This is a genomic window from Methanosarcina subterranea (assembly GCF_055385895.1).
Genome location: NZ_AP042426.1, coordinates 1,484,269 through 1,504,325, shown reverse-complemented (window position 1 = coordinate 1,504,325; position 20,057 = coordinate 1,484,269). Strand labels below are relative to the sequence as shown.

Annotated in this window: 14 protein-coding genes; 7 read left to right on the top strand and 7 right to left on the bottom strand. The window is 34.7% G+C overall.

The features are described 5' to 3' along the window. Positions 1-407 precede the first annotated feature (407 nt). The 3 genes from ACZ5A8_RS06700 (at position 408) to ACZ5A8_RS06690 (ending at position 4,236) form a co-directional block, all read left to right on the top strand. The gene (locus tag ACZ5A8_RS06700) at positions 408-1,397 is read left to right on the top strand and encodes a tocopherol cyclase family protein (protein WP_464532950.1); all 990 of its coding nucleotides are present in this window, start codon (positions 408-410) and stop codon (positions 1,395-1,397) included. A gap of 264 nt (positions 1,398-1,661) precedes the next feature. Next, a complete protein-coding gene (locus tag ACZ5A8_RS06695) occupies positions 1,662-1,859 on the top strand; it encodes a hypothetical protein (protein ID WP_464532948.1) in 198 nt (65 codons plus the stop codon). After that, the gene (locus ACZ5A8_RS06690) at positions 1,819-4,236 is read left to right on the top strand and encodes a PGF-pre-PGF domain-containing protein (protein WP_464534043.1); all 2,418 of its coding nucleotides are present in this window, start codon (positions 1,819-1,821) and stop codon (positions 4,234-4,236) included. The genes ACZ5A8_RS06695 and ACZ5A8_RS06690 overlap by 41 nt, the downstream gene beginning before the upstream one ends. A 299-nt stretch (positions 4,237-4,535) precedes the next feature. On the opposite strand, the gene ACZ5A8_RS06685 is transcribed toward ACZ5A8_RS06690, so the two are convergent. After that, positions 4,536-6,173 carry an IS1634 family transposase gene (locus ACZ5A8_RS06685; RefSeq protein WP_464532947.1) on the bottom strand — a complete coding sequence of 546 codons (1,638 nt, stop codon included), beginning with the start codon at positions 6,171-6,173 and terminating at the stop codon, positions 4,536-4,538. A gap of 159 nt (positions 6,174-6,332) precedes the next feature. Between ACZ5A8_RS06685 and ACZ5A8_RS06680 the strand changes: the two genes are divergently transcribed. Beyond that, positions 6,333-7,355 carry a sensor histidine kinase gene (locus ACZ5A8_RS06680; RefSeq protein WP_464532946.1) on the top strand — a complete coding sequence of 341 codons (1,023 nt, stop codon included), beginning with the start codon at positions 6,333-6,335 and terminating at the stop codon, positions 7,353-7,355. Between the two features lie 144 nt (positions 7,356-7,499). On the opposite strand, the gene ACZ5A8_RS06675 is transcribed toward ACZ5A8_RS06680, so the two are convergent. Continuing rightward, positions 7,500-7,625, bottom strand: coding sequence for a hypothetical protein (locus ACZ5A8_RS06675; RefSeq protein ID WP_464532944.1), 126 nt, complete (start codon positions 7,623-7,625; stop codon positions 7,500-7,502). Between the two features lie 199 nt (positions 7,626-7,824). Here ACZ5A8_RS06675 and ACZ5A8_RS06670 point away from each other — a divergent pair, with 199 nt between their 5' ends. Next, positions 7,825-8,049, top strand: coding sequence for a hypothetical protein (locus tag ACZ5A8_RS06670; protein WP_464532943.1), 225 nt, complete (start codon positions 7,825-7,827; stop codon positions 8,047-8,049). A gap of 595 nt (positions 8,050-8,644) precedes the next feature. Here the strand turns inward: ACZ5A8_RS06670 and ACZ5A8_RS06665 are convergent. The 3 genes from ACZ5A8_RS06665 to ACZ5A8_RS06655 form a co-directional block, all read right to left on the bottom strand. Then, positions 8,645-10,363: a hypothetical protein gene (locus tag ACZ5A8_RS06665; protein ID WP_464532942.1), complete on the bottom strand. Its 1,719-nt coding sequence runs from the start codon at positions 10,361-10,363 to the stop codon at positions 8,645-8,647. 166 nt (positions 10,364-10,529) lie between these two features. Further along, positions 10,530-10,694, bottom strand: a complete 165-nt coding sequence (locus ACZ5A8_RS06660) for a hypothetical protein (protein WP_464532940.1) — start codon at positions 10,692-10,694, stop codon at positions 10,530-10,532. Between the two features lie 177 nt (positions 10,695-10,871). Then, positions 10,872-11,063, bottom strand: coding sequence for a hypothetical protein (locus ACZ5A8_RS06655; protein ID WP_464532939.1), 192 nt, complete (start codon positions 11,061-11,063; stop codon positions 10,872-10,874). A gap of 369 nt (positions 11,064-11,432) precedes the next feature. On the opposite strand from ACZ5A8_RS06655, the gene ACZ5A8_RS06650 reads away from it, so the two are divergent. Continuing rightward, positions 11,433-11,882 carry a DUF1249 domain-containing protein gene (locus ACZ5A8_RS06650; RefSeq protein WP_464532938.1) on the top strand — a complete coding sequence of 150 codons (450 nt, stop codon included), beginning with the start codon at positions 11,433-11,435 and terminating at the stop codon, positions 11,880-11,882. Positions 11,883-12,525: 643 nt separating this feature from the next. Here ACZ5A8_RS06650 and ACZ5A8_RS06645 read toward each other — a convergent pair. Together ACZ5A8_RS06645 and ACZ5A8_RS06640 are read right to left on the bottom strand one after the other, a co-directional pair. Continuing rightward, complete coding sequence (locus ACZ5A8_RS06645) at positions 12,526-13,368, bottom strand: potassium channel family protein (RefSeq protein ID WP_464532936.1); 843 nt, start codon at positions 13,366-13,368, stop codon at positions 12,526-12,528. Between the two features lie 1,570 nt (positions 13,369-14,938). After that, positions 14,939-17,065, bottom strand: a complete 2,127-nt coding sequence (locus ACZ5A8_RS06640) for a DUF262 domain-containing protein (protein ID WP_464532935.1) — start codon at positions 17,063-17,065, stop codon at positions 14,939-14,941. A gap of 304 nt (positions 17,066-17,369) precedes the next feature. Between ACZ5A8_RS06640 and ACZ5A8_RS06635 the strand changes: the two genes are divergently transcribed. Beyond that, positions 17,370-19,478 carry a KAP family P-loop NTPase fold protein gene (locus ACZ5A8_RS06635; protein ID WP_464532934.1) on the top strand — a complete coding sequence of 703 codons (2,109 nt, stop codon included), beginning with the start codon at positions 17,370-17,372 and terminating at the stop codon, positions 19,476-19,478. Positions 19,479-20,057 lie beyond the last annotated feature (579 nt).

The window sequence follows — 20,057 nt, the reverse complement described above, 5'->3', positions numbered from 1 at the left end:
TATATTCCAAACGACAGAGAAAAGGAAAACAAAAATTGTATTACTAATGGGAGAAAAAGACCTGGTAACCTACATCCCGTAGATGTACATAGATGTAGAATTTATTTTCACATCAATAAGTGCTTCAGAACAATTTTCAGAATCAGAAATTTTATTGGTCATTCGGAATTTGAAATTTAGATATGTATTTTTGAGTTTTGGGATCAGCTCAAATACAAATGAGAGAATTCTCATATTCTTCTATTTTTGATTACAGTCGAATGCTCGAGGAATAATGGTAAACCTGTCGTTTCAGAAAAGATTAAAAATTCTCCTAAAGATGGTCTCGCCTGCTGCTGTGACTTTTTAGGCAGGCAAAAGCAGGGATAATCCACAAGATTTTAAAGACGGCCCTCCTGTTATATGTGATGCTCGATACCTGGAAGCCGGGAATATTCCACGGCCGGAGAAAAAAGAAGGATTTTTTCGAGGGCTGGTATTTTAAGATGGTGGACCGCAGCGAAAAGAACGCCTATGCTATCATCCCCGGAGTCTCCATAGCCAGGGACCCGTTGAAGTCCCATGCGTTCGTCATGTTCATGGATGCCAGAGCGCAGCGAATGCGCTATTTCAGGTATCCGCTCGACGACCTTAAGGCGAGCGATAAAAAGTTCGAGCTTAGTATTGGCAGATCTTCGTTCAGCATCGACGAAATGAGGCTCAACCTCGAGCAGAAAGGAGACCTGATCACTGCCCGCATCAGTTTTAAGGACACGTATCCCTGGCCCGTGAAACTACTGTCCCCTGGGGTAATGGGCTGGTATGCGTTCGTACCGGGCATGGAATGCTATCATGGCATATTGAGCATGGACCATGCCATCGAGGGGTTCATAGAGGCTGACAGCATAAGGACAGACCTCACGGGTGGTAGGGGCTATATCGAAAAGGATTGGGGCGTTTCGATGCCTTCCTCCTGGATATGGATGCAAACTAACCACTTCGACCGGGAAGGTATATCACTCTCTGGATCGATCGCGAAGATACCCTGGCTCGGCAATTATTTCACGGGTTACATCTTCGGTTTCTTATATGACAAAAAATTATACAAATTTACGACCTATTCCGGGGCAAAGGTCACCGGGCTCGATGTGACCGACGATAATATCTGGATCCGGCTGGAAAATAAGGTATATCGGCTCGATATCGATGCGGACAGGTCGGAAGGTGTCGAGCTCCCGGCGCCGAAACTGGGAGAAATGACGGCAAAGGTCAATGAGTCGTTACGCTCCTGTATCAATGTGACTCTATTGAAGAAAAACGGTTCTGGCACAGAGCTTATCTATTCAGGGACAGGGAGAAACGCCGGCCTGGAATTCGTGGGCGATATCGCAGAACTGATAAAAGGCTTGAAAAAATAAATCTGGAAAATTGATCTTTCACAGTTTGAGCCTTTATAACCCTGCTCGAAGAAAAAAAGACATTGAAAACCGTTATTAGTTATGTTTTGATTCACGCACTTGCTGAAATAGCAAATGTATAAGTATATCGAAGCAAATTTTAGTACCACTCAGTAAAAATAATTTCAATGTTTGTTAGGCATATTTGGGTGGTATAAATTGAGTTATTGCAGATATTTTATAATCACGACTTTACTTTTTTTTACTGTATGTCCAGTAAGCTCGATGAGTAATAATGAAGGTTTTATCACTTCTTCATTTGATATTGAGGGCCCGTACTCAGCATCAGGAAACTTTTTCTCCAATGTACAAGGTGGAACCATAAATGTCTCTGACATAAACGTTGTAATCCAGGGAAATGGTGCGACTTGGCTTGGAAAAAGTGATGAGTACGGAAATTATAAGTTCGGTGATTTATTATAAGTTCGGTGATTTAGACAACTATAGCGGGTTAGAGTATGGAAATTACTCTGTAACTGCTTTCAAGTATATTCCTTCTCAGGGAAAGTACTTGTTTGGAACAACAAGTGTATCTCTTAAAAATGATGGAGAAGTATCTGGCGTTAAAATCGTACTCGACTGGGCAAGCGAGGATGAAGAAAAAACTATTGAAAGCTTCTTTCCCATGCTTGGATATACTATCTCGGGAAACACTTTCTCTAATGTTCAAAATGAGAACATAAATGTTTCTTTTACAAATGTTGTAATCCAAGGAAGTGGTATGACTTGGCTTGGAAAAAGTGATGAGTACGGAAATTATAAATTCGGTGATTTAGACAATTATAGTTGGTTAGAGTATGGAAACTATTCTGTAACTGCTTTCAAGTATATTCCTTCTCAGGGAAAGTACTTGTTTGGAACAACAAATGTGTTCCTTAAAAATAATCAGGAAGTATCTGGCGTTAATGTCACATTAAACTGGGCAAACGAGAATGAGGAAAAGGCAATTGAAAATCTCTATCCCTTCCTTAGCTATTCACTGTCAGGAGACATTTCCTCCAATTTACAGAACGAAACTGTAAATGTCTCCAACACATACGTTGTAATCAAAGGAAACGGTATGACGGGGATTAGAAACTGCGATGGCTATGGAAATTTTAAGTTTGGCGATTTAGATAACTACAGTGAATTAAAATATGGAAATTACTCTGTAACCGCTTTTAAGTATATTCCCACTCAAGAAAAGTATTTGTTTGGAACGGCAAATGTATCCCTTAAAAGTGATCAGGAAGTAGCTGATGTAAAAATCATTCTCGCTTGGGCAAGTGAGGATGAAGAAAAGACAATTGAATATTTCCTTCCCTTTCTTAAGTATACTATGTCGGGAAGCGTTTTTTCTAACATTGTAAATGAAAGTATAAACGCTTCAGGTACAAATATAGGAATCAAGAGAAACGGTATAACTGGACTTAGAAAAACTGATGAGTATGGAAATTATAAGTTTGGTAACCTCGATATTAATTATTGGTTAGAGTATGGAAATTATTCTTTAATTGCTTTTAAGTATATTCCTTCTCAGGAAAAGTATTTATTTGGAACAGCAAATGCGTCTCTTAAAAATATCGAAAATGTTTCTGATATTAATGTTACATTAGACTGGGCAAACGAATCTGAAGAAGAGATAATTGAAAGCTTTTTTTTCATGTTTAGATATTCTTTGTCAGGAAGCGTTTTTTCTAATATTGAATCTGAAAACATAGATGTTTCTAACACACGCGTTGTAATCCGAGGAAACGGTATGACTGGACTTGGAAAGTGTGATGACTATGGAAATTATAAGTTCGGTGATTTAGACAACTACAGTGGGTTAGAATATGGAAACTATTCTGTAACTGCTTTCAAGTATATTCCTTCTCAGGGAAAATATTTGTTTGGAACAACAAATGTATCTCTTAAAAATGATCAGAAAGTATCTGACGTTAAAATCATACTCGATTGGGCAAGTGAGGATGAAGAAAAGGCAATTGAAAATTTCTATCCCCTGCTTAGATATACTATATCAGGAAGCATTCTGGGTAACAGTAGCAGTGATAATGGTAGCAGTGGTAATGGTAGCAGTGGTAATGGTAGCAGTGATAATGGTATCAGTGATAATGGTAGCAGTGGCAGCAGTCACAGTAGCAGTGGAGGAAGCGGTGGTGGCGGTGGTTCTCCTGAGCCTGCAAGAAATGTTGAAGTGAAGGAACTTTCACAGGCTTTTGTTACAAACGGAAATCCTGTAAAATTTGAATTTTCAAAGAATGCTACTTCTGTGGTATACGTGGGCTTTGATTCAAAAAAGACAGTAGGAAAGACCACAACTATTGTTGAGATGCTGAAAAATAAATCTACGATTACTCCGGATGCGCCCGCAGGTGAAATCTATAACTACCTGAATATCTGGGTTGGAAACAGCGGGTTTGCAACTGAAAAGAATATAGAAAATGCAGTTGTCTGTTTTAAGGTTGAAAAATCCTGGATACAGGATAAAGGAATTGACCAGTCTTCAATTATCCTGAACAGGTACAATGATACAAAATGGAACGAGCTTCCAACCGCCCTTCTTGGGAAGGATGACAAATATATGTATTTCACAGCACAAACCCCTGGATTCTCTCCTTTTGCAACAACGGGCAAGACAATAATAGAAGAAACAGGGAATGTGATAACGCCTAAACCTGAAACACAGGAAGATAAACAAAAAAATACAGTATCAGAAATCAAGCAGACTCCTCAGCAGAAGGAACGAATAGGTATTCCTGGATTTGAAGTAATTTATTGTATTATCGGGCTGTTTGGAGTGTTCCTGTATAGAAGATGATAAATTACAGTTAGATAGCGGGTAGTCAACCCTACTATCTAATTTTTTTATTTCTTTTTAAGTTAATTTGAGATCGTAAAAGTCTTTTTTTCTAAATCCACTCCAGAAAACTTTATTAGCCCTGAATTTGGGGGTCAGATGGTTGATTCCCACAACATAAGGCAAAAGATTCTCAATATTTCTCACATTGAGTGGGATAAGCTAGAGTTCTCTAACCGGAGTTTCTAAGATATTAAAAAAGAAAGGCTCTTGGCTATGATTATTCACAGTCTAACAAAAAATTAATTAAGTTGACGACTTCAACTTGGGATATACTCCCCAAGTTGAAGTTTTGTAAAGATCTCCGCAGTTTCTTTGTTCATTTCCTCTACGACAAACTCTGCGTTTTCTCCTCCTTTTCCATTGTATACTAATCCCATTCTTATCTTTTCAAGATTCTCGGCCAGCTTTTGAATTGTTAGCTCCTGGTCATCGATCAAATGAAGCAAATAATTGTGTAGCAGTAACCCCATTACACAGAGAAACACATGGGCTCTGATCTTCATATCCTTTCTGACATACACAGGCTTTACCGGTATCAGTAACTTGTCTTTCAGCCACTTTATATCCTCTTCAATCATGTTTCGGGAATCGTACATGTCCACAATTTCTTTTGTTGCAATGTTATCCTTATCAGTAAACACAACAGTCTTTCCCATCCCTAAAAGAAATTCTTTTTCCTGATCATCATTTAAACTGAAATAAAGTTGTAACTCTCCCTCTTTTTCAACGACATTGTAATCAAAGAGACCTCTATATTGCTTTGGAATTGTATCAACAATACGATTCATGAGACCTTTTGATGTCATTTTTCTGCATTTTCCTTTACGGTTAAGTTTTGAGCTTATTTCTCCAATCTTCTCCAGGATATCAAATTTTTTAACTTCCCACTCATGCATCTGTTTTCGACTAGTAATTTCAGTGTATTTTATGACTCCAGTAAATTCTTTATCATACCAGTTTCCGTTTACACGATGAGCTTTGATGATATTCTTTTTTCCATTCTCCCATTTTTCTTCAAAATCGGACAAAGGAACATGGAATAAATCTTTGCACATCGAAGAAGGTAAAGCCCCAACAACGTGCATTTTATCCAAAATATGTTCTATGTTATCTGTAGAGTTCATTCCTCTATCAAAAACAATTGTTATTTCCTTAAGAGGAATCCCTATCTCTTCTATACGTTTGCAGATACTGTCAATCAGATCGGAGAACAGAGTTACATCAGGAACGTTTGCTGGATACGTAATTGTCTGAAAAGGAAGGTTTCCGTTTGAAGTTGTCAAACCAACTCCGATGAGGTTCTTATCATATCGTTTATCTTTGGAAAAACCTTTTTTTGGAAGATCCTCCCCATGCTCGATGTGAGTATAAAAGTTAGTTGTATCAAATGTTAGCTTCGTTGGCCTTATTCCTTTTTTGATCAATGTTTGAGAGATATCAAGTTCGATTTTGCGGATTGTTTCTTCATCCAATTTTTCCATGTAATTCAGGAAGTTCTGACTTGAGAGTTTGTACTTTGGCTTCATGAAAAATTGAAGTGAACTTTCTTTAAAATAGTCATCAAGAACGTTTCTGCTTAAGGAATGTTCGGATCTACCAATGATGATTAGGAGAAGATATTCTGCTGGGGTGAGACCTTTTATGTTTTTCCGATCAATGTGTTTGTTCAGACTTTTGATTAACCCCACGTCTTCAGCTGCCTTGAGTAAGGCAGCTGGTTTACCAAAAGAGTAGGAAGCTACCTTTTTTTCAGTGTTTTTTGTTATGAGCTCATAAACATGGTCCGCGGTTCCAACATATTTTTGAATTGTTTGAACTACTTTTCCATCGATCCATTCATTCTTGATGACATAAAGATATTTATTGCCTTTTATAGTTTTGATCTTGAAATGCATGGGATTTATTAGACCCTAAATACATATAAATTCTTTGAATTATTCTATTATTAATTTTGCCATAAATAATCCTATTGATATTTTTATTTTTTATGTAATGTGAGTAAGATTTGGTGACAAATAATTAAAATTAGTTAGACCCTATGAAAAATAAGCCGAATGATATCACTTTTAATCATAAAGTATAAACTCCGGTTTGAGGGCATTATTACCAGTTGGAACAAAGGCGCAGAACAAATTTATGGTTATTCAACTAAGGAAATTCTAGGAAAAAATGTATCAATACTCGAACCGGACAATCTCAAAGGAGAGATAAAACGGTTAGGAGAAATGCTTAGGCAGGGAGAAAAAATTCGAAATTATGAGACTTCACGGTTAAGAAAGGATGGTACGATAATAGACGTTTCAATAACTCTTTCTCCGGTTTTTGATGTATCTGGGGAGCTTATGGCTATCTCAGCTATTGTTAGAGATATTACAGAGCATAAAAAAGCTGAAGCAGCCCTCGCAAATCTCGAAGTTGTCCGTCAGAAGGAAATTCATCACAGGATTAAAAACAACCTGCAGGTTATTTCCTCCCTTATGGACCTTCAAGCTGAAAAGTTCAGCAACAAAGAGTGCATTAAGAACTCAGAAGTCCTTGAAGCTTTCAGAGAAAGCCAGGACAGAATAACATCAATTGCCCTTATCCATGAGGAACTGCATGAAGGCGAAGGAGAAAAGGCACTGAATTTCTCACTATACCTTGAGAAGCTCGTCGAGAACCTTCTTCGGACATACAGTCTTGGAAATACTGATATTAGCTTAAACATTGACCTGGAAGAAAATGTTTTCTTTGATATGGATATTGCAGTCCCGTTAGGGATGATTGTTAACGAGCTTGTCTCGAACTCCTTAAAATATGCATTTCCAAATAGGGAAACGGGAGAAGTTCAAATTAAACTCTTCAGTGAAAAATCTAAAGATAGGCTAAAAGACAATAAAGGAAAAAGTACTGAATACATTCTTAATGTATCAGATAACGGAGTTGGCATCCCAGAAAAAATTGATTTTAGAAGTTCCGACACTCTTGGTTTGCAGCTTGTAAATCTTCTTGTGGATCAACTAAATAGCACGATCGAATTAAAAAGGGATAAAGGAACGGAATTTATAATAAAATTCAGTACAGAAGAAAAGTTATAAAACTTCAAGTTCCGCATTTATGCCTTCTAATAGCGGTGATATCCCCTCTGGGAGCTTCATAACCAGGCTTTCAGGATAAATATAAGGAATTGGATAGGTGCAACTTTTTAGGGCTTTAAAATTAGGTTCTTCGAGAAAATAGGTTTAAACAGAGTCAATTTTGTCTCTTTTCTTATCCTTTTCATCTTCAGGTTCTTTCTCTACGAAAGTCTTTAGTTTCTCAATAATTTTTAATTCCCTTTCGTCTGTTGTTTCCGTATTCTTATCCATGTTCTTGACCTCCGATTTTGTTTGGACTACAAATCAATATCGTAAAAATTACACATTTTGAGTAACATAATTGAGTTATATAGAAGCGATCCACATCCTCATTATGACAATGCCTTTTTACTTAAAACTCTTATCTCCGGGATGCATATATTGTTTCAAGCTATTTACTACTCAAAACCTATGTAGCTTTGGTGTTGCTATGCATAAAACCTTCAGGGAATTTAACGGTAAAACCTACATGCTCGATGAGTTCAGCTATTTCGGACTTAGCAAGTCAGTTGCAGAGAAACGAAAAGCTATGTTGAAGAAGAGTGGACTTGGAGTTAGATGCATTAAAAAGGCAAATGGAAAGTACGTGATATATCGTGAGTACCTTGGGGATATAAATGAAGAAGACGGATCTTCGTTATTTAGGGTCGGTTGAGGGTAGTTCGACTTTCTACAGAGCTAGTTGTTTAAAATTTGAAAAAAGGAAGGTAAGTGAGTCATTTACAAGCCCTATAGACCTATTCTAATCTTCATAGCCAGGCTTTTGGGATAAAGTAAGGAATTCATAGGGCTTCGCTAATGAGGCTTAGAATTTGGGATTTTAATATGAAAGCCTATGGCTAAGAGTTAATTATTAGAATGGCGCCTAAAATTGATCCTGATTCTCCTGACTATTCCTGATTGCTCCTGAATCAATGTTTCAGGACCAGCTAGTCCTGCTCCCATTATATATTATTTAATTATAATATATATAGAATAGCTATTCCTGAAATAAAATAAAAGTATAAAAGAATAAAAAATATTTTTTTGAACGATCAAAATTTAGAAGAAAGTTTTTTATTTTTTTTGTTCCTGTATATTCGCAAAAGTTTCAGGAGCAGCTCTCTTTTCAATATTTGGAGCCCGTTTTATTCTCCTGAAGCCATTTCAGGAACATGTATTTTTAAAAATGAAAAAGCAATATTTGGAGCCTTAATAGATGTTCCTGAAAAGGTTCAAAAAGGCACCTAAACCTGATCCTAAAACTAGGTTCAGGAACATCTATTCCATTTCGCATCTTCAAGCTGCCAAGCTTCTATCCAATTCTGCTTACATCTAATGGTTTCAGCATCACATTTATCCCGAGAGACCTTTGGAATGCTAGTTACAATATTATCTGGTCCATCATACCAGATTTTTCTTTTGTGTACAACGTGATTGGTACCCTGTATAGCAACTTTTTCGCTATGTAATCCCACTATTCTTCCTGTAAGTCCTTCGGTATTTTGTTTACCATGTAGCATAGAGTCAATGGTTTTATCGCTTATTCCAGTAGCCTTAGCCAGTCCTATTATATCCATAGATCCAGCTATATCCATTACACCAAATTGTGTAAGTTCTTCCATATCTAATGGTTTAGCTTCACGATTGATATTTTTAATTGCCTCGGCACTATCTCTGGTCATCTTTGATTCAATATCTCGCTTCCTTTCTTGGATGAGAATATCTATTAGTTTAAGTTCGTTGGTGGATAATTTCGTAACATTATTGTCTGCCAACTTGTCATATATTTCAACGGCATTTTCATAATCTTCGTAACTTGCAAGAAAAACTCCTGTTTCTTTATCCCCTGGTTTATGAAAATACTCTCTGTTAGGAATATTGTAAAATGCCGAACACCTAATTATATCTGCAAATAGCTCCCAGTTTCTAGTACGTTCTACATTTTGCCATTCAATTACTGGTGCGAATGGAATCCGGATGTCATATACTCCTTGGTTAAGAATATGATATATACACCTGCAAACTTGAGTATCAAAATCTGGAGCATTATTTGTAGTAGGAAGATTATGCTCTCTGCCTTTCTGTTTTTCATTTATAGCTGCTAAATATTTGATATTGTTTGGCACATCTACTGTAAGATATCTCTGAATCATTTCCTCATTTTCTAGCGGTAATACGCTCATTATTATAAATGCAATCCGCTCTGGCATTGTTTTTGTTTGGGCGGCAAACAAAATAACCGTATCTAACATTGTCTTATCTTGAAAGCGGCTGGTAGAAAGCTTCAATGTCTTTATTATATCTTTATCGCCATTATCAAACTCGTCAATGATAACAACCATATTCGGCTTTATCCAGTCATTATAAAACATGTTTTTTCCGGACGGTGTTGTCATTCTCCATACTTCTGGTATTGTTAGATTAGTAAAATTTGTAACCAGAGTATTTTTACCATTACCTGCCGGTCCAGATAATTTAAGATGCACTCCACCAACCGATGATGAGATATGGGTTACTGCAAAAACACAGGACAGGGCCCAGCTTATCCTATCACTTACACCTGCATAGGTAGAACAATGCTTCTCAACAATAAATTTTTGTGCCTGTCCATCATTAATTAATTGTTGAGCTTTATCAAAAACAGTTTCACTGTATTGTTCAATAAGAACATCTTTTATATCCAGTTTTTCTGGCTCTTCGGGTTTCTCTTTATGGCTCTTCTCAGGAGCAAATTTTAAATGATCAATTTGACCAGATAATTGAAACGCAGTCTTTTGAACTTCCTGTAAAATCTTTTTGGCTATACTTTTGTCTTCGACAATTTTACCTACCATTAATGAGTCAATTAATTGACCATCTCTCACGTTGTTTACTTCATATAATGGTGCTTTACTGGGTATTGGCGGAAGATGTTCAAGTTTATATTTAAACTGAGTAAACCATTTGTTATTCTTATATGATATTATACAAATCAAGTCTTCATTCATTGGTCATCGGTTAAGGAAAAATCGTTATCACTTGCATTGATTTTCATAAAATTTGTTAAATTATTCATCAAATGCAAAACTGGAATCTGATATCGATTTCAATTTAAACACTAAACATTTGGGTTTGAGTTTTTCCGTCGAAATCGAGATCCGCAGCTCAAAATCCTTAACCGAATACAAATGAGTCTTCATTAGATGTTTTTACTTTAATCGTTCTATGTTCGGGTAAACCATTACTTTCATTAATCTGTTCTACATTAACATCTTTAACATCTATATTTTCGTTTGTTTTCATATTATCACCGTTTAACTTTATTTTTTTCGGTGACATTAAACGAAACCACTATCATGAACCCTGATCTGTACCAACAAAAGATATAAATATCAATATAAAGTATATAATTATTGATTAAAGGTTCTTACCATATCTTTTGTTGTGGGCTCACGGGGAATTGGAACCTCTCCCGTGGTCTCATTAAACATCACAGCATTGCGAAAGCATAAAATATCACTGTTTTGCTCTTTTCTTGTGTGAATTGTACAGCTTCCTGGGCTTTACAGGTGTGAATTCAAATATGTCACACAAAATCGATCTAATGAGCCCTGAACGTGAAACTCCGCAAGCGTCACAAGCTTTGTCAATTTCCACTATCAGTAGATCATATGCTGGGGTGAAAGCAACATTAATTGCGTCTACCATATGCAGTTTCCTCCTAATTTTGATTTAGAAAAGCAGTTATTATGTCATCTGACGACATCGTCAGCCGGAGTAATCTGCTATGTTTTTACAATTGTATTTCGACAATCGTAAGTATATACGATCCGACTTAATACAATAATATACATGGCTTCAAGATATATATATCTTGAGATCGTACGTTGTCTACTGATTCCGTTTGTGTCTTGTACCTACATGCCTCTCTCATACTTATCTCTTTGAAAATGGTTATGAGAATGTAAGAATAGAAGAAATCTCAAGTAAGGTCTAAATTTTTCCTTTAATATAAATTGAAAAAATATCGTCCTAAGTCTCAAATAGATATAAATATCTCTCGATGTATTTTTAAAATTGGCAAAAACGATAGCGTACGCCACAAAACAGGAGATTTTAGAAATGGACCGTAAAATCTACAAACAAATTTTTTCCAGGCTTCAAACTCTAGGGATTATTGATGAAACCGGGATAATGAAGGCTTCGTACATAAGATTTCAAAGTCCTGGGCTTATGGATCTACATGTAGACCGACTGACAAAAAACACAATAGCTATAGCACACAATAGTATTCAAAATGGGGACGTAATGTGCGACCCTGATATGAGAATTTGGATACATGCAGACCATAAAGACGCCGAGGCGCTCAGCTATCAAAATGATTATCTTGGAATTTATCAGGAGGTTTACCCGGAACCCGGGAAATATCACCCAAAGTTAAAGGAGGATCTTAACGATTTCTTACACGACTGGCTTACTACTATAATAGAGGTTCAGCAGTACAAGCTTGTTGAACAAGAAGAATAATTTTTTTGCTCTTTTTCCTACGTACATATCTCTAGAAGCCACGCTAATAGGCGCTAGCCATCGTAAATTGACTTCCTTGCTAATTATCCCATCCAAAAACTGAATTCTAATTATCCCGGACCTATAGTTATATCTTTTTTAGAGAATCTCCTAAGAAGGGTGTAGACATAAAAACGTATTTTTAAAAAGCAGAATTGGCTGTCCCATGTATTAGAGACAGACATCTTGAGGAAAGCTTTCCGGGATGTATGGTATCATCGAGGTGTTTTCCCGTAAGGTGGTTTAAATGTTTGGTGATAAATATGGCATCAAGAAACCTAGAAAGACAATTTATTATTTCTTTCGGTTCTTATATAAAGGGTGATGATATGGTTTTTATTTGATATTGTGTGGGTTTGAGTACTGTGTAATTTGCGAGGGAGGACAATTGATAATCTCAATGTAGTTGGAAAAGATTTAATTCATCGCAGACGACACAGAACTATAATTAACAATCTTCTTAAGTCTCCTGTTAAAAGTCTTATAAATAAATCTCACTTTATAAATGTTCTATTTGTTAAGATTACGTGTTCTAGGTAACAATGAGTTTTTAGCTATATTCTAACCTATAAAAGTATTTAGCTCCATAAGACTTTTTAGGCTATTAAATAATTTTATTAAAGTCGCTCCAGAAGTTAGGAAACTTAGTGTAATTAATACCCCACTTATTCTGATCTTCGTCAGTGTACTCAATAGGCTTAAAACACTCGCCTAATTTGCATTCATTAGCATAATATTTTTTGTAAGACACAATTTGTTGAATTCCATAGTTGCCAGTTATAGAAATAGTAATTCTAAATCTACTTTCTTCTGGTTTACAATTTTTGCCACTCATTGCCTGTTGTATTTGATTATAGATACTTATGGTGCTAGGTCTTGCAGTTACTTGGGACATATCTTGAAAAGATATGGTCTCATCATGCTTTCCTAGATAAGGCAAACTATCGATCTTAGCGACTTTACGGTGGGACGCCATAACATTGCCACAGCAATGTTCAGTAACAGTAATACGTATTTCTGGATTAACAAGTCTTTCATTATGTAAATTTATAATTCTAATACCAAAAAATCCTGTTTTTTTATCATATAAGAAGTTATTAGAATAATGTATGGTATTTTTTGGGAAAAACATATTAGCGGATAATGTGGCTATCATAACTGCAAAATATAAAGCAGTAGTACAGGACTGTATAATAACAAGGACCTTACCAAAAGAAGTTAATGGATGGAAATCTCCATATCCAATTGTTAATGCAGTAACAAATGAAAAGTAGACATAATCTAAGAATGTAGCACTAGTTTCAAGGGTCTTTATTTGGTAATAAACTATACTAAAGACAACATTGATAGAGAGATAGAAGAAAAACAGCCCTAGAAGCAAGTAAAAAAAGGGTATTTTCTGAATCCAACTAACCCATCTATAACTCGTTTTACTGGGATTGTTCATATTACCTCAAATTATAGTGTGTAAAAATTCTAGGCTCCTTCATGTCTTTGGGTGTCAGAGTATTTTTCAGCTGACATCAACCTTTAGTCAGATCCCGCACCATTACAGTCCTTATATAGATTGTCGTAACTATTTACAAGTACATTATAAATATGTAACTTACTATTGTATTTTATTATGGCTATTAATTTAGGGTGACAGTTTATATAAAAAACGCAATCATGATAATGAAATATAAGTTTTTTAAGAGTACTGTGTAATCTATGAGGGATGGACAATTGATAAACTAGCTGCAGTTAGAAAAGTCTTTATCCCTCGCAGATTACTCAGAACCGGTGGCCTACCTCTTTATGAGCAACGGGTGTTTTCATTGCACTGTACCACTCCGAGCCTTCTACATACATATCATAAGAAGCCACGCTAATCAGTTCTAGCCATCGTAAATTGACTCCCCCTTCTAAATTATTCCTCCGGAAATTATGCTGGACTTGAATAATCCCGAACTATGGTTTAAACTCTTAGAGCGTGTCTTAAAATTAAATTTGGTTCTATGATTAGGATAGGACTTATACACAAGGACTGAAAAATAGTAGCATTAAGCCATTAAATATCTAAAGTGCAACTTCAAACAAAGATGGATAATGCATTTGATTTCGTATATCGAGTGCGTAAGTTTCACAGGAAAAGTGCACCTAAACTTCGGAAAAAATTTACGGTAAAAATTTTAAAGTTAACGTTGTTCATTATCCAATTGTAGAAACGATTTGAATTTTAAGACAGCCTCTTAGCATACAAAGGCCTGAAAATGAAAACTAATTTTTAAAAAGCAGAATTGGCTGTCCCAGGGATTAGAGACAGCCTTGAAGAAAGCTTTACGAGAAGTATGGCATTATTTGAGGTGTTTTCCCGTAAAGCGTTATAGTGTCCGCATAAGACAACGATATGCGGACAATGGTTTCAAATGTTTGGTGATCATTTTGGCAAGCCTGCAACCCAGAAGACAATTAATAATTTCATCGGCTCGTATATAAAAGGTGATGATGTGGGTTTTCAAAAAATACTGGTGCCGTTCCATATTATGTATTCCTTTTTTGGGTAAGTTATAGCTAAAGACGACGTGCTTAAGATCTGGTATCAAAGGTGGGTTCGAATCCAACCCCTCGCATTAAATTTATTATTTCTTGTTTTTCAATTCTCAATGTTAAACGTGTTTGATTGAATTGCCTTGTTTTCGAAAAATTCCAGTAATTTATGAGAATTTCGAAAAACCTCTGATTTCAATAAATTGCTTCTATACCTCTTATAAACAACCGACCAAAAATCGGGGTTTCTCGAAATCCTCTTCATTGGTCATCGGTTAAGGAAAAATCGTTATCACTTGCATTGATTTTCATAAAATTTGTTAAATTATTCATCAAATGCAAAACTGGAATCTGATATCGATTTCAATTTAAACACTAAACATTTGGGTTTGAGTTTTTCCGTCGAAATCGAGATCCGCAGCTCAAAATCCTTAACCGAATACAAATGAAATCCTCTTATGTTTTTTTGTGTGATTAAATCATGGTATCTACATTGTGTTGGGCTCGGCTTCTTCACTTTCCATATAATTAAATTCCTCAAGTGTTTTTGTTTCCTTTTGAAGTTTTATTGCGAGTTCATCCTCACTGATACCAAATTTTTTCATCATTTTGCGAATATTTTCTATAATATAGTTTGTACCCAAGTTACCTTCTAAGAACAGTGATTCATTTATTTTTATCGGAGAGCGTAAATCAGCCTCTAATTCAGAAATATATTTTTTGTTCTTGGCAGTTGTAAAATCGTTGTCGTTTATAAACAACTTGAATTTAGAAGGATCTATCATATAAAGTTCTCTTGCTACATACTCATATAATTTTTTCCAAGATACCGCTTTTCGTTCTCTTCCTGAAAAAATAAACGAGCTAATTTTTTCGCCTGTAAAGTTATGTTCATCCGACAACAAGTACACAGGAGAAATATCCATTGAAGAGACGTACTCTGTACAAGGGTACATCCATATTTTCAAAGCAGCATCTTTTAAAATAGTAGCTCTTCTTTTAATTGTTCCTTCGTTCCATCGTGGGGTTTTCTTTAAATGTTCATTTAAAAATAGTTTGCTTTTATTGAATCCGTTTTCCATCATCCTTTTTTGGTTGAAATTCTTGTTACTCATCTCCCTGTTGTATGCAGTTAGTGTTATGTTCCCTATAGTATTCAGATAATTTTCGTGAACGCCCCTCCAATTAACACCAAGATCTTTAATCCACTGATCGCTTAGATTCTTAGGCATAATATGTTCAATTGTTAACTCATTGGACATTAAAAGATTTTCAACGTCTATTTTTTCTAGGTTCCCAAAATTTTCTATTTTTTCAAGAATGTATGAGCAGTTTTTCGAGTTGTAAATATCTTTTGACATGAATTTTTCAGCAAATTCTTTGTCTTCAGGAAATCTTTGACTTCCTTTTTTCTTCTTAAGTAAATATTTTAATATTACTACATAATTTTCTTTATAATCGGGATGATTTTTGATTTCCCTACCAAGTGTCATATAAATTTTGTTTAAGGCATTTGGAGAAACATCACAAATAGATCTTCTAAATGAAAATGATTCTACAAGTAGCAGTATTTCTTTTAAATCTTCCTTATTAATTACACCTTGAGTATAGTCACTATAAATTTCCAGGAAAAAAGGATATGAAACAGTGATATTAAGTTTGTTAATCCGTTCTAAAACTTCATTCAAATTTTTATCGGACTCATTTAGTAACGCAAATCTATTATAATATTTTGAATATTCCAGCAATTCTTTTAATAGATCTTCAGTATTTAACCTATAGTTCCAAGTATATTTTTTGAAACTAATATATACACTGTCCTGTTTTGGTATTTTCCTTTCTCTAAATGTTAAATAGTGACGGATAAAATCACTTACTTTATAGTCTGTATTTTTTTCTATTTTGTTCCAATATTTCTCATAATAATTTTTCTGATCCTTGTCAGTTAATCCCATAAGAATGAAATTTCTTACTAAATCTGCTGCTGTTAGGCTTAATCCCGTTGAGTTTATGCTCTCAAATATTAACTGTGGGTTGTCCTCACCCTGTTTCAGTTCTATTTCAACTATAAATAATCTTTTTATTGCATCGAATACATCATCAATTGATTTCTCACATTCTTTCAACTTTGAGCAAAAGTACTTATAATTCTCTGTAATATGAGAGTTATTAATGAAATAATCCTCATCATTCTCAAATAAAGTCAAAAATGCCTCGTTATCTTCTTTAATTGGCTTTAACCTTATTTTTTTCTCTTTTTCCAAGTATTTGTTTACCAAGTAGTCTTCTTTAATTTGCTCTTTTTTAAAGGTAGCTTCAATTTCTCCCTTATCTAACAAGTTGTACATTGCTAAAAGGAGCACTGATAATGTAGTAATCCTCTGTTGGCCATCAATAATTAAGTACTCCCGGCCAGCTTCGTCATAATAATAAATAGAGACAATACTACCCATAAAGTGATTACGAAATTTGTTATCAATTATTTCTATAAGATCACAAAACAGTTGTTCACACTGTTCTCTCTTCCAATCGTAATTCCTTTGATATACAGGAATTATAAAATGCTTATCTGATCCTTCCAAAAAGTGTAAAAAAGCTTTCTCATTGGCCTTCATGGGTAATACTCCACCTATTTCCTGACTGGATACTTTACAAGATATTCAATTTCTATCTTTTAAAGGCTTTTATTTCAGTCTAATACCCCGCTAGTTTGCTGTGACGATGGAAAACTTCCCCGAGAAACCATCTAGCAGCCTCTTCACAAGGTTAGAATTGGATATTGAATTATTATCATACTTCGGCTCAGGATATCCTAAAAACTGGTAGAAGAGTTTCTGATTATGAGAAATTTAATGATTAAATACAAGTGATATTTGAATAGCCTCATTAATATGCACGTCACTTAAAGAATTAGATATTATGGACGAAAAACCTCCTCTACTCAAAAAAGCATTTATCTCAGATGATCCAGAGGTCGAAAAAGATTCTTTTAAAAGAAAACCTTTTGCTCAACAAATATCAAATACTATCATCTCACGAATGGAATCAAGCGGCATAGTTATAGGGATTTATGGTGAATGGGGTGAAGGGAAAACCACAGTACTAAATTTCATTGAAAAAGAATTAAAAAGAAATGAGAACATTATTTGTATTCGATATAACCCGTGGTATTATTCTGATGAAGTAATGTTACTTCAAGATTTTTTCAATGTTCTTGCGGATGACCTTGGAAAAATATCATCTTCTAATAATCTAAAAGCACAAGTCAAAAAATATGGGAAACATATTTCTCAATTTGCCACAAGTAAATCTACTACTATCAATCTTGGCCCTATTCAATTTAACCCGTTTTCCTCAGACTCTTTTTTGAATTTAACTGAATCAAAGAAAGAGATTCAAGCAATTTTAAAAAGATGTAATGTTAGGATTGTAGTTCTAATGGATGATATAGACAGACTTGATAAAACAGAAATTCAAAGTATCTTCAAGTTAGTCAAATTATCTGCAGATTTTAACTATGTGGATTATGTTTTAGCCTTTGATGAAGAAATGGTTGCATCTGCAATTGCAGAGAAGTATGGTTCTAGTGATACTGAATCAGGTAGAGATTTCCTCGAAAAAGTAATCAACGTTCCCTTACATTTACCACAAGCTGGTGAGACCGCCCTATTCAATTTTTTACGTGAAGGTATTAACAATAATGTTTTGCCAATGATTAAACAGAAACTCAAAGAAGAGGAGTACGAAATATTTTTAGAACAGTTCAGAAAAGGATTACAAGTAAGACTTAAAACTCCTAGAATGGCAAAACGTTACCAAAATGCCCTCATTTTTGCTCTTCCGATGTTAGAAAATGAAGTAAATATTATAGACTTGATGCTTATTGAGGGAGTTAGAGTGTTTTACCCGAAAATGTACAATTTGATAAAAGATAACGCAACTGTATTTCTAAATAGTAATTTATTACTTGAAGAAGAATTAAAGAAATCATTTGGAAAAATAAATATTGAAATCGAAGGTTTACCTTTTCAAGAACAAGATTCAATTCGAGACTTAATAGCATTTTTATTTCCCGGGTCACAACGTTTCTCTAATACTTTGTACTCTTCTTATCCAAATTACAACCAAGAAGTATTATCAAGAAAAAAAAGGATTGCCTCTTTACATTATTTTAATCGTTATTTTTCCTATGCAGTTCCAGCGGGAGATATATCAGATCTTGAGATAGATAGTCTCATTGAAAGTATTAGTAGAACTGAAAACATAGATGACGAAGAAATTAAGGGAGTCTCATCTCAAATTAAAGAGCTTATAAAGGTCAACGGTCCAGGATCTGCGGACTCATTTATCTCAAAAATTTATCGAATACAGAATAAATTAAATTCTCAAACTTCTCATAAACTGTTATTAGCGATATCTAACCTTTCGGTTAATTTCTCGAGAAGTCATCTATATTTTATATCAGACTTATTACAAACGATGCCGCGAGACATTAGGATTGCTTGCTCTAAAAAAATAATAGAGTCAACTAGCTCGATTTGTTTTGGAATAAATATCTATTACGCTGTTGAGAGAAAGGAAATGCAATTTCCATCGGAAGTCATTAACGACTTAAGTAATATTATAATAAATAGAATAAATGATGAAATTACTTCCGAAAGTGAACCAATTTATGTGAGGTATTCTTGTGGCGCTCTCATATTAAGATTTTTGCGAGATTACGGTTGGAAAGAAGACCTAGGTAAATATATAGTAAAAACATTTTCTTGGGATCCCATTTACTCACTCAAATTTTTAAAAAGCTTCCATATGATAGAGCTTTCCACGGTTGGTAAACCCAGAATTTTTGAGAGTGATAATTACGATTCAATAAAAGAACTCATTGATCCAGATATCTTATATAATGCGCTTTATGCCACTTACGCTGATATTTTGGAGAGTTCAAAATTTGAAGATGATGAAGATAATGTATTCCTAAAAAGATTTTCACAAATACACCACGGAAGAAAACAGGGAAATATTCAATAATTTCACTATATTAGGCGGGTAGAGATAAATTTGAGATCTAGAAGCCACGTACAAAGACTAAGGCTATCGTTCGAAGCCAAATGGACCAAAAGATATTCCGGACGGCTCGCAAAAAGTGAAAAAAGAGCGAAATTTTTATTACTTAGGGGGCAGTTTCACTCCGTAACAGAGCCGGATCAAAGTCTTAATATAAGTTTCTTTTCTATATATAGTCAAGAAGGTGAACTAGACGAATCTAACTGACCAAACATCAAATATCCATAGTGCATCATGGGAGCTTTTATGGATAATTGTTGGATTCTTTGTTTGTTCAACCTTAGGATGTATATTTAAAAAAAAAATACTGATTATTCTAAGAACTTTAAAAATAAAAATCCTCTCTAATGACTTTCAGTATAATCTTCTATTCAAATACTATTTTACAAGAAAAGAAAGAGATTTAGATTCTCAGATATTTCAAGAGATTAAAGACCAATATGAAAGTTTTAAGATCACAAAAGGTAATGTAAGACCAGAATCGATTACAATTAATCCTGGAAAATTAGATGTAAAGGTGAATATCTACTTAGATTCAGTAAA

What these genes read in the sequence shown, in the direction of transcription:
- ACZ5A8_RS06700 (WP_464532950.1), top strand. Translation starts at nt 408, where the DNA reads ATGCTCGATACCTGGAAGCCGGGAATATTCCACGGCCGGAGAAAAAAG.
- ACZ5A8_RS06695 (WP_464532948.1), top strand. Translation starts at nt 1,662, where the DNA reads ATGAGTAATAATGAAGGTTTTATCACTTCTTCATTTGATATTGAGGGC.
- ACZ5A8_RS06685 (WP_464532947.1), bottom strand. Translation starts at nt 6,173, where the DNA reads ATGCATTTCAAGATCAAAACTATAAAAGGCAATAAATATCTTTATGTC.
- ACZ5A8_RS06680 (WP_464532946.1), top strand. Translation starts at nt 6,333, where the DNA reads ATGATATCACTTTTAATCATAAAGTATAAACTCCGGTTTGAGGGCATT.
- ACZ5A8_RS06675 (WP_464532944.1), bottom strand. Translation starts at nt 7,625, where the DNA reads ATGGATAAGAATACGGAAACAACAGACGAAAGGGAATTAAAAATTATT.
- ACZ5A8_RS06670 (WP_464532943.1), top strand. Translation starts at nt 7,825, where the DNA reads ATGCATAAAACCTTCAGGGAATTTAACGGTAAAACCTACATGCTCGAT.
- ACZ5A8_RS06665 (WP_464532942.1), bottom strand. Translation starts at nt 10,363, where the DNA reads ATGAATGAAGACTTGATTTGTATAATATCATATAAGAATAACAAATGG.
- ACZ5A8_RS06660 (WP_464532940.1), bottom strand. Translation starts at nt 10,694, where the DNA reads ATGTCACCGAAAAAAATAAAGTTAAACGGTGATAATATGAAAACAAAC.
- ACZ5A8_RS06655 (WP_464532939.1), bottom strand. Translation starts at nt 11,063, where the DNA reads ATGGTAGACGCAATTAATGTTGCTTTCACCCCAGCATATGATCTACTG.
- ACZ5A8_RS06645 (WP_464532936.1), bottom strand. Translation starts at nt 13,368, where the DNA reads ATGAACAATCCCAGTAAAACGAGTTATAGATGGGTTAGTTGGATTCAG.
- ACZ5A8_RS06640 (WP_464532935.1), bottom strand. Translation starts at nt 17,065, where the DNA reads ATGAAGGCCAATGAGAAAGCTTTTTTACACTTTTTGGAAGGATCAGAT.
- ACZ5A8_RS06635 (WP_464532934.1), top strand. Translation starts at nt 17,370, where the DNA reads ATGGACGAAAAACCTCCTCTACTCAAAAAAGCATTTATCTCAGATGAT.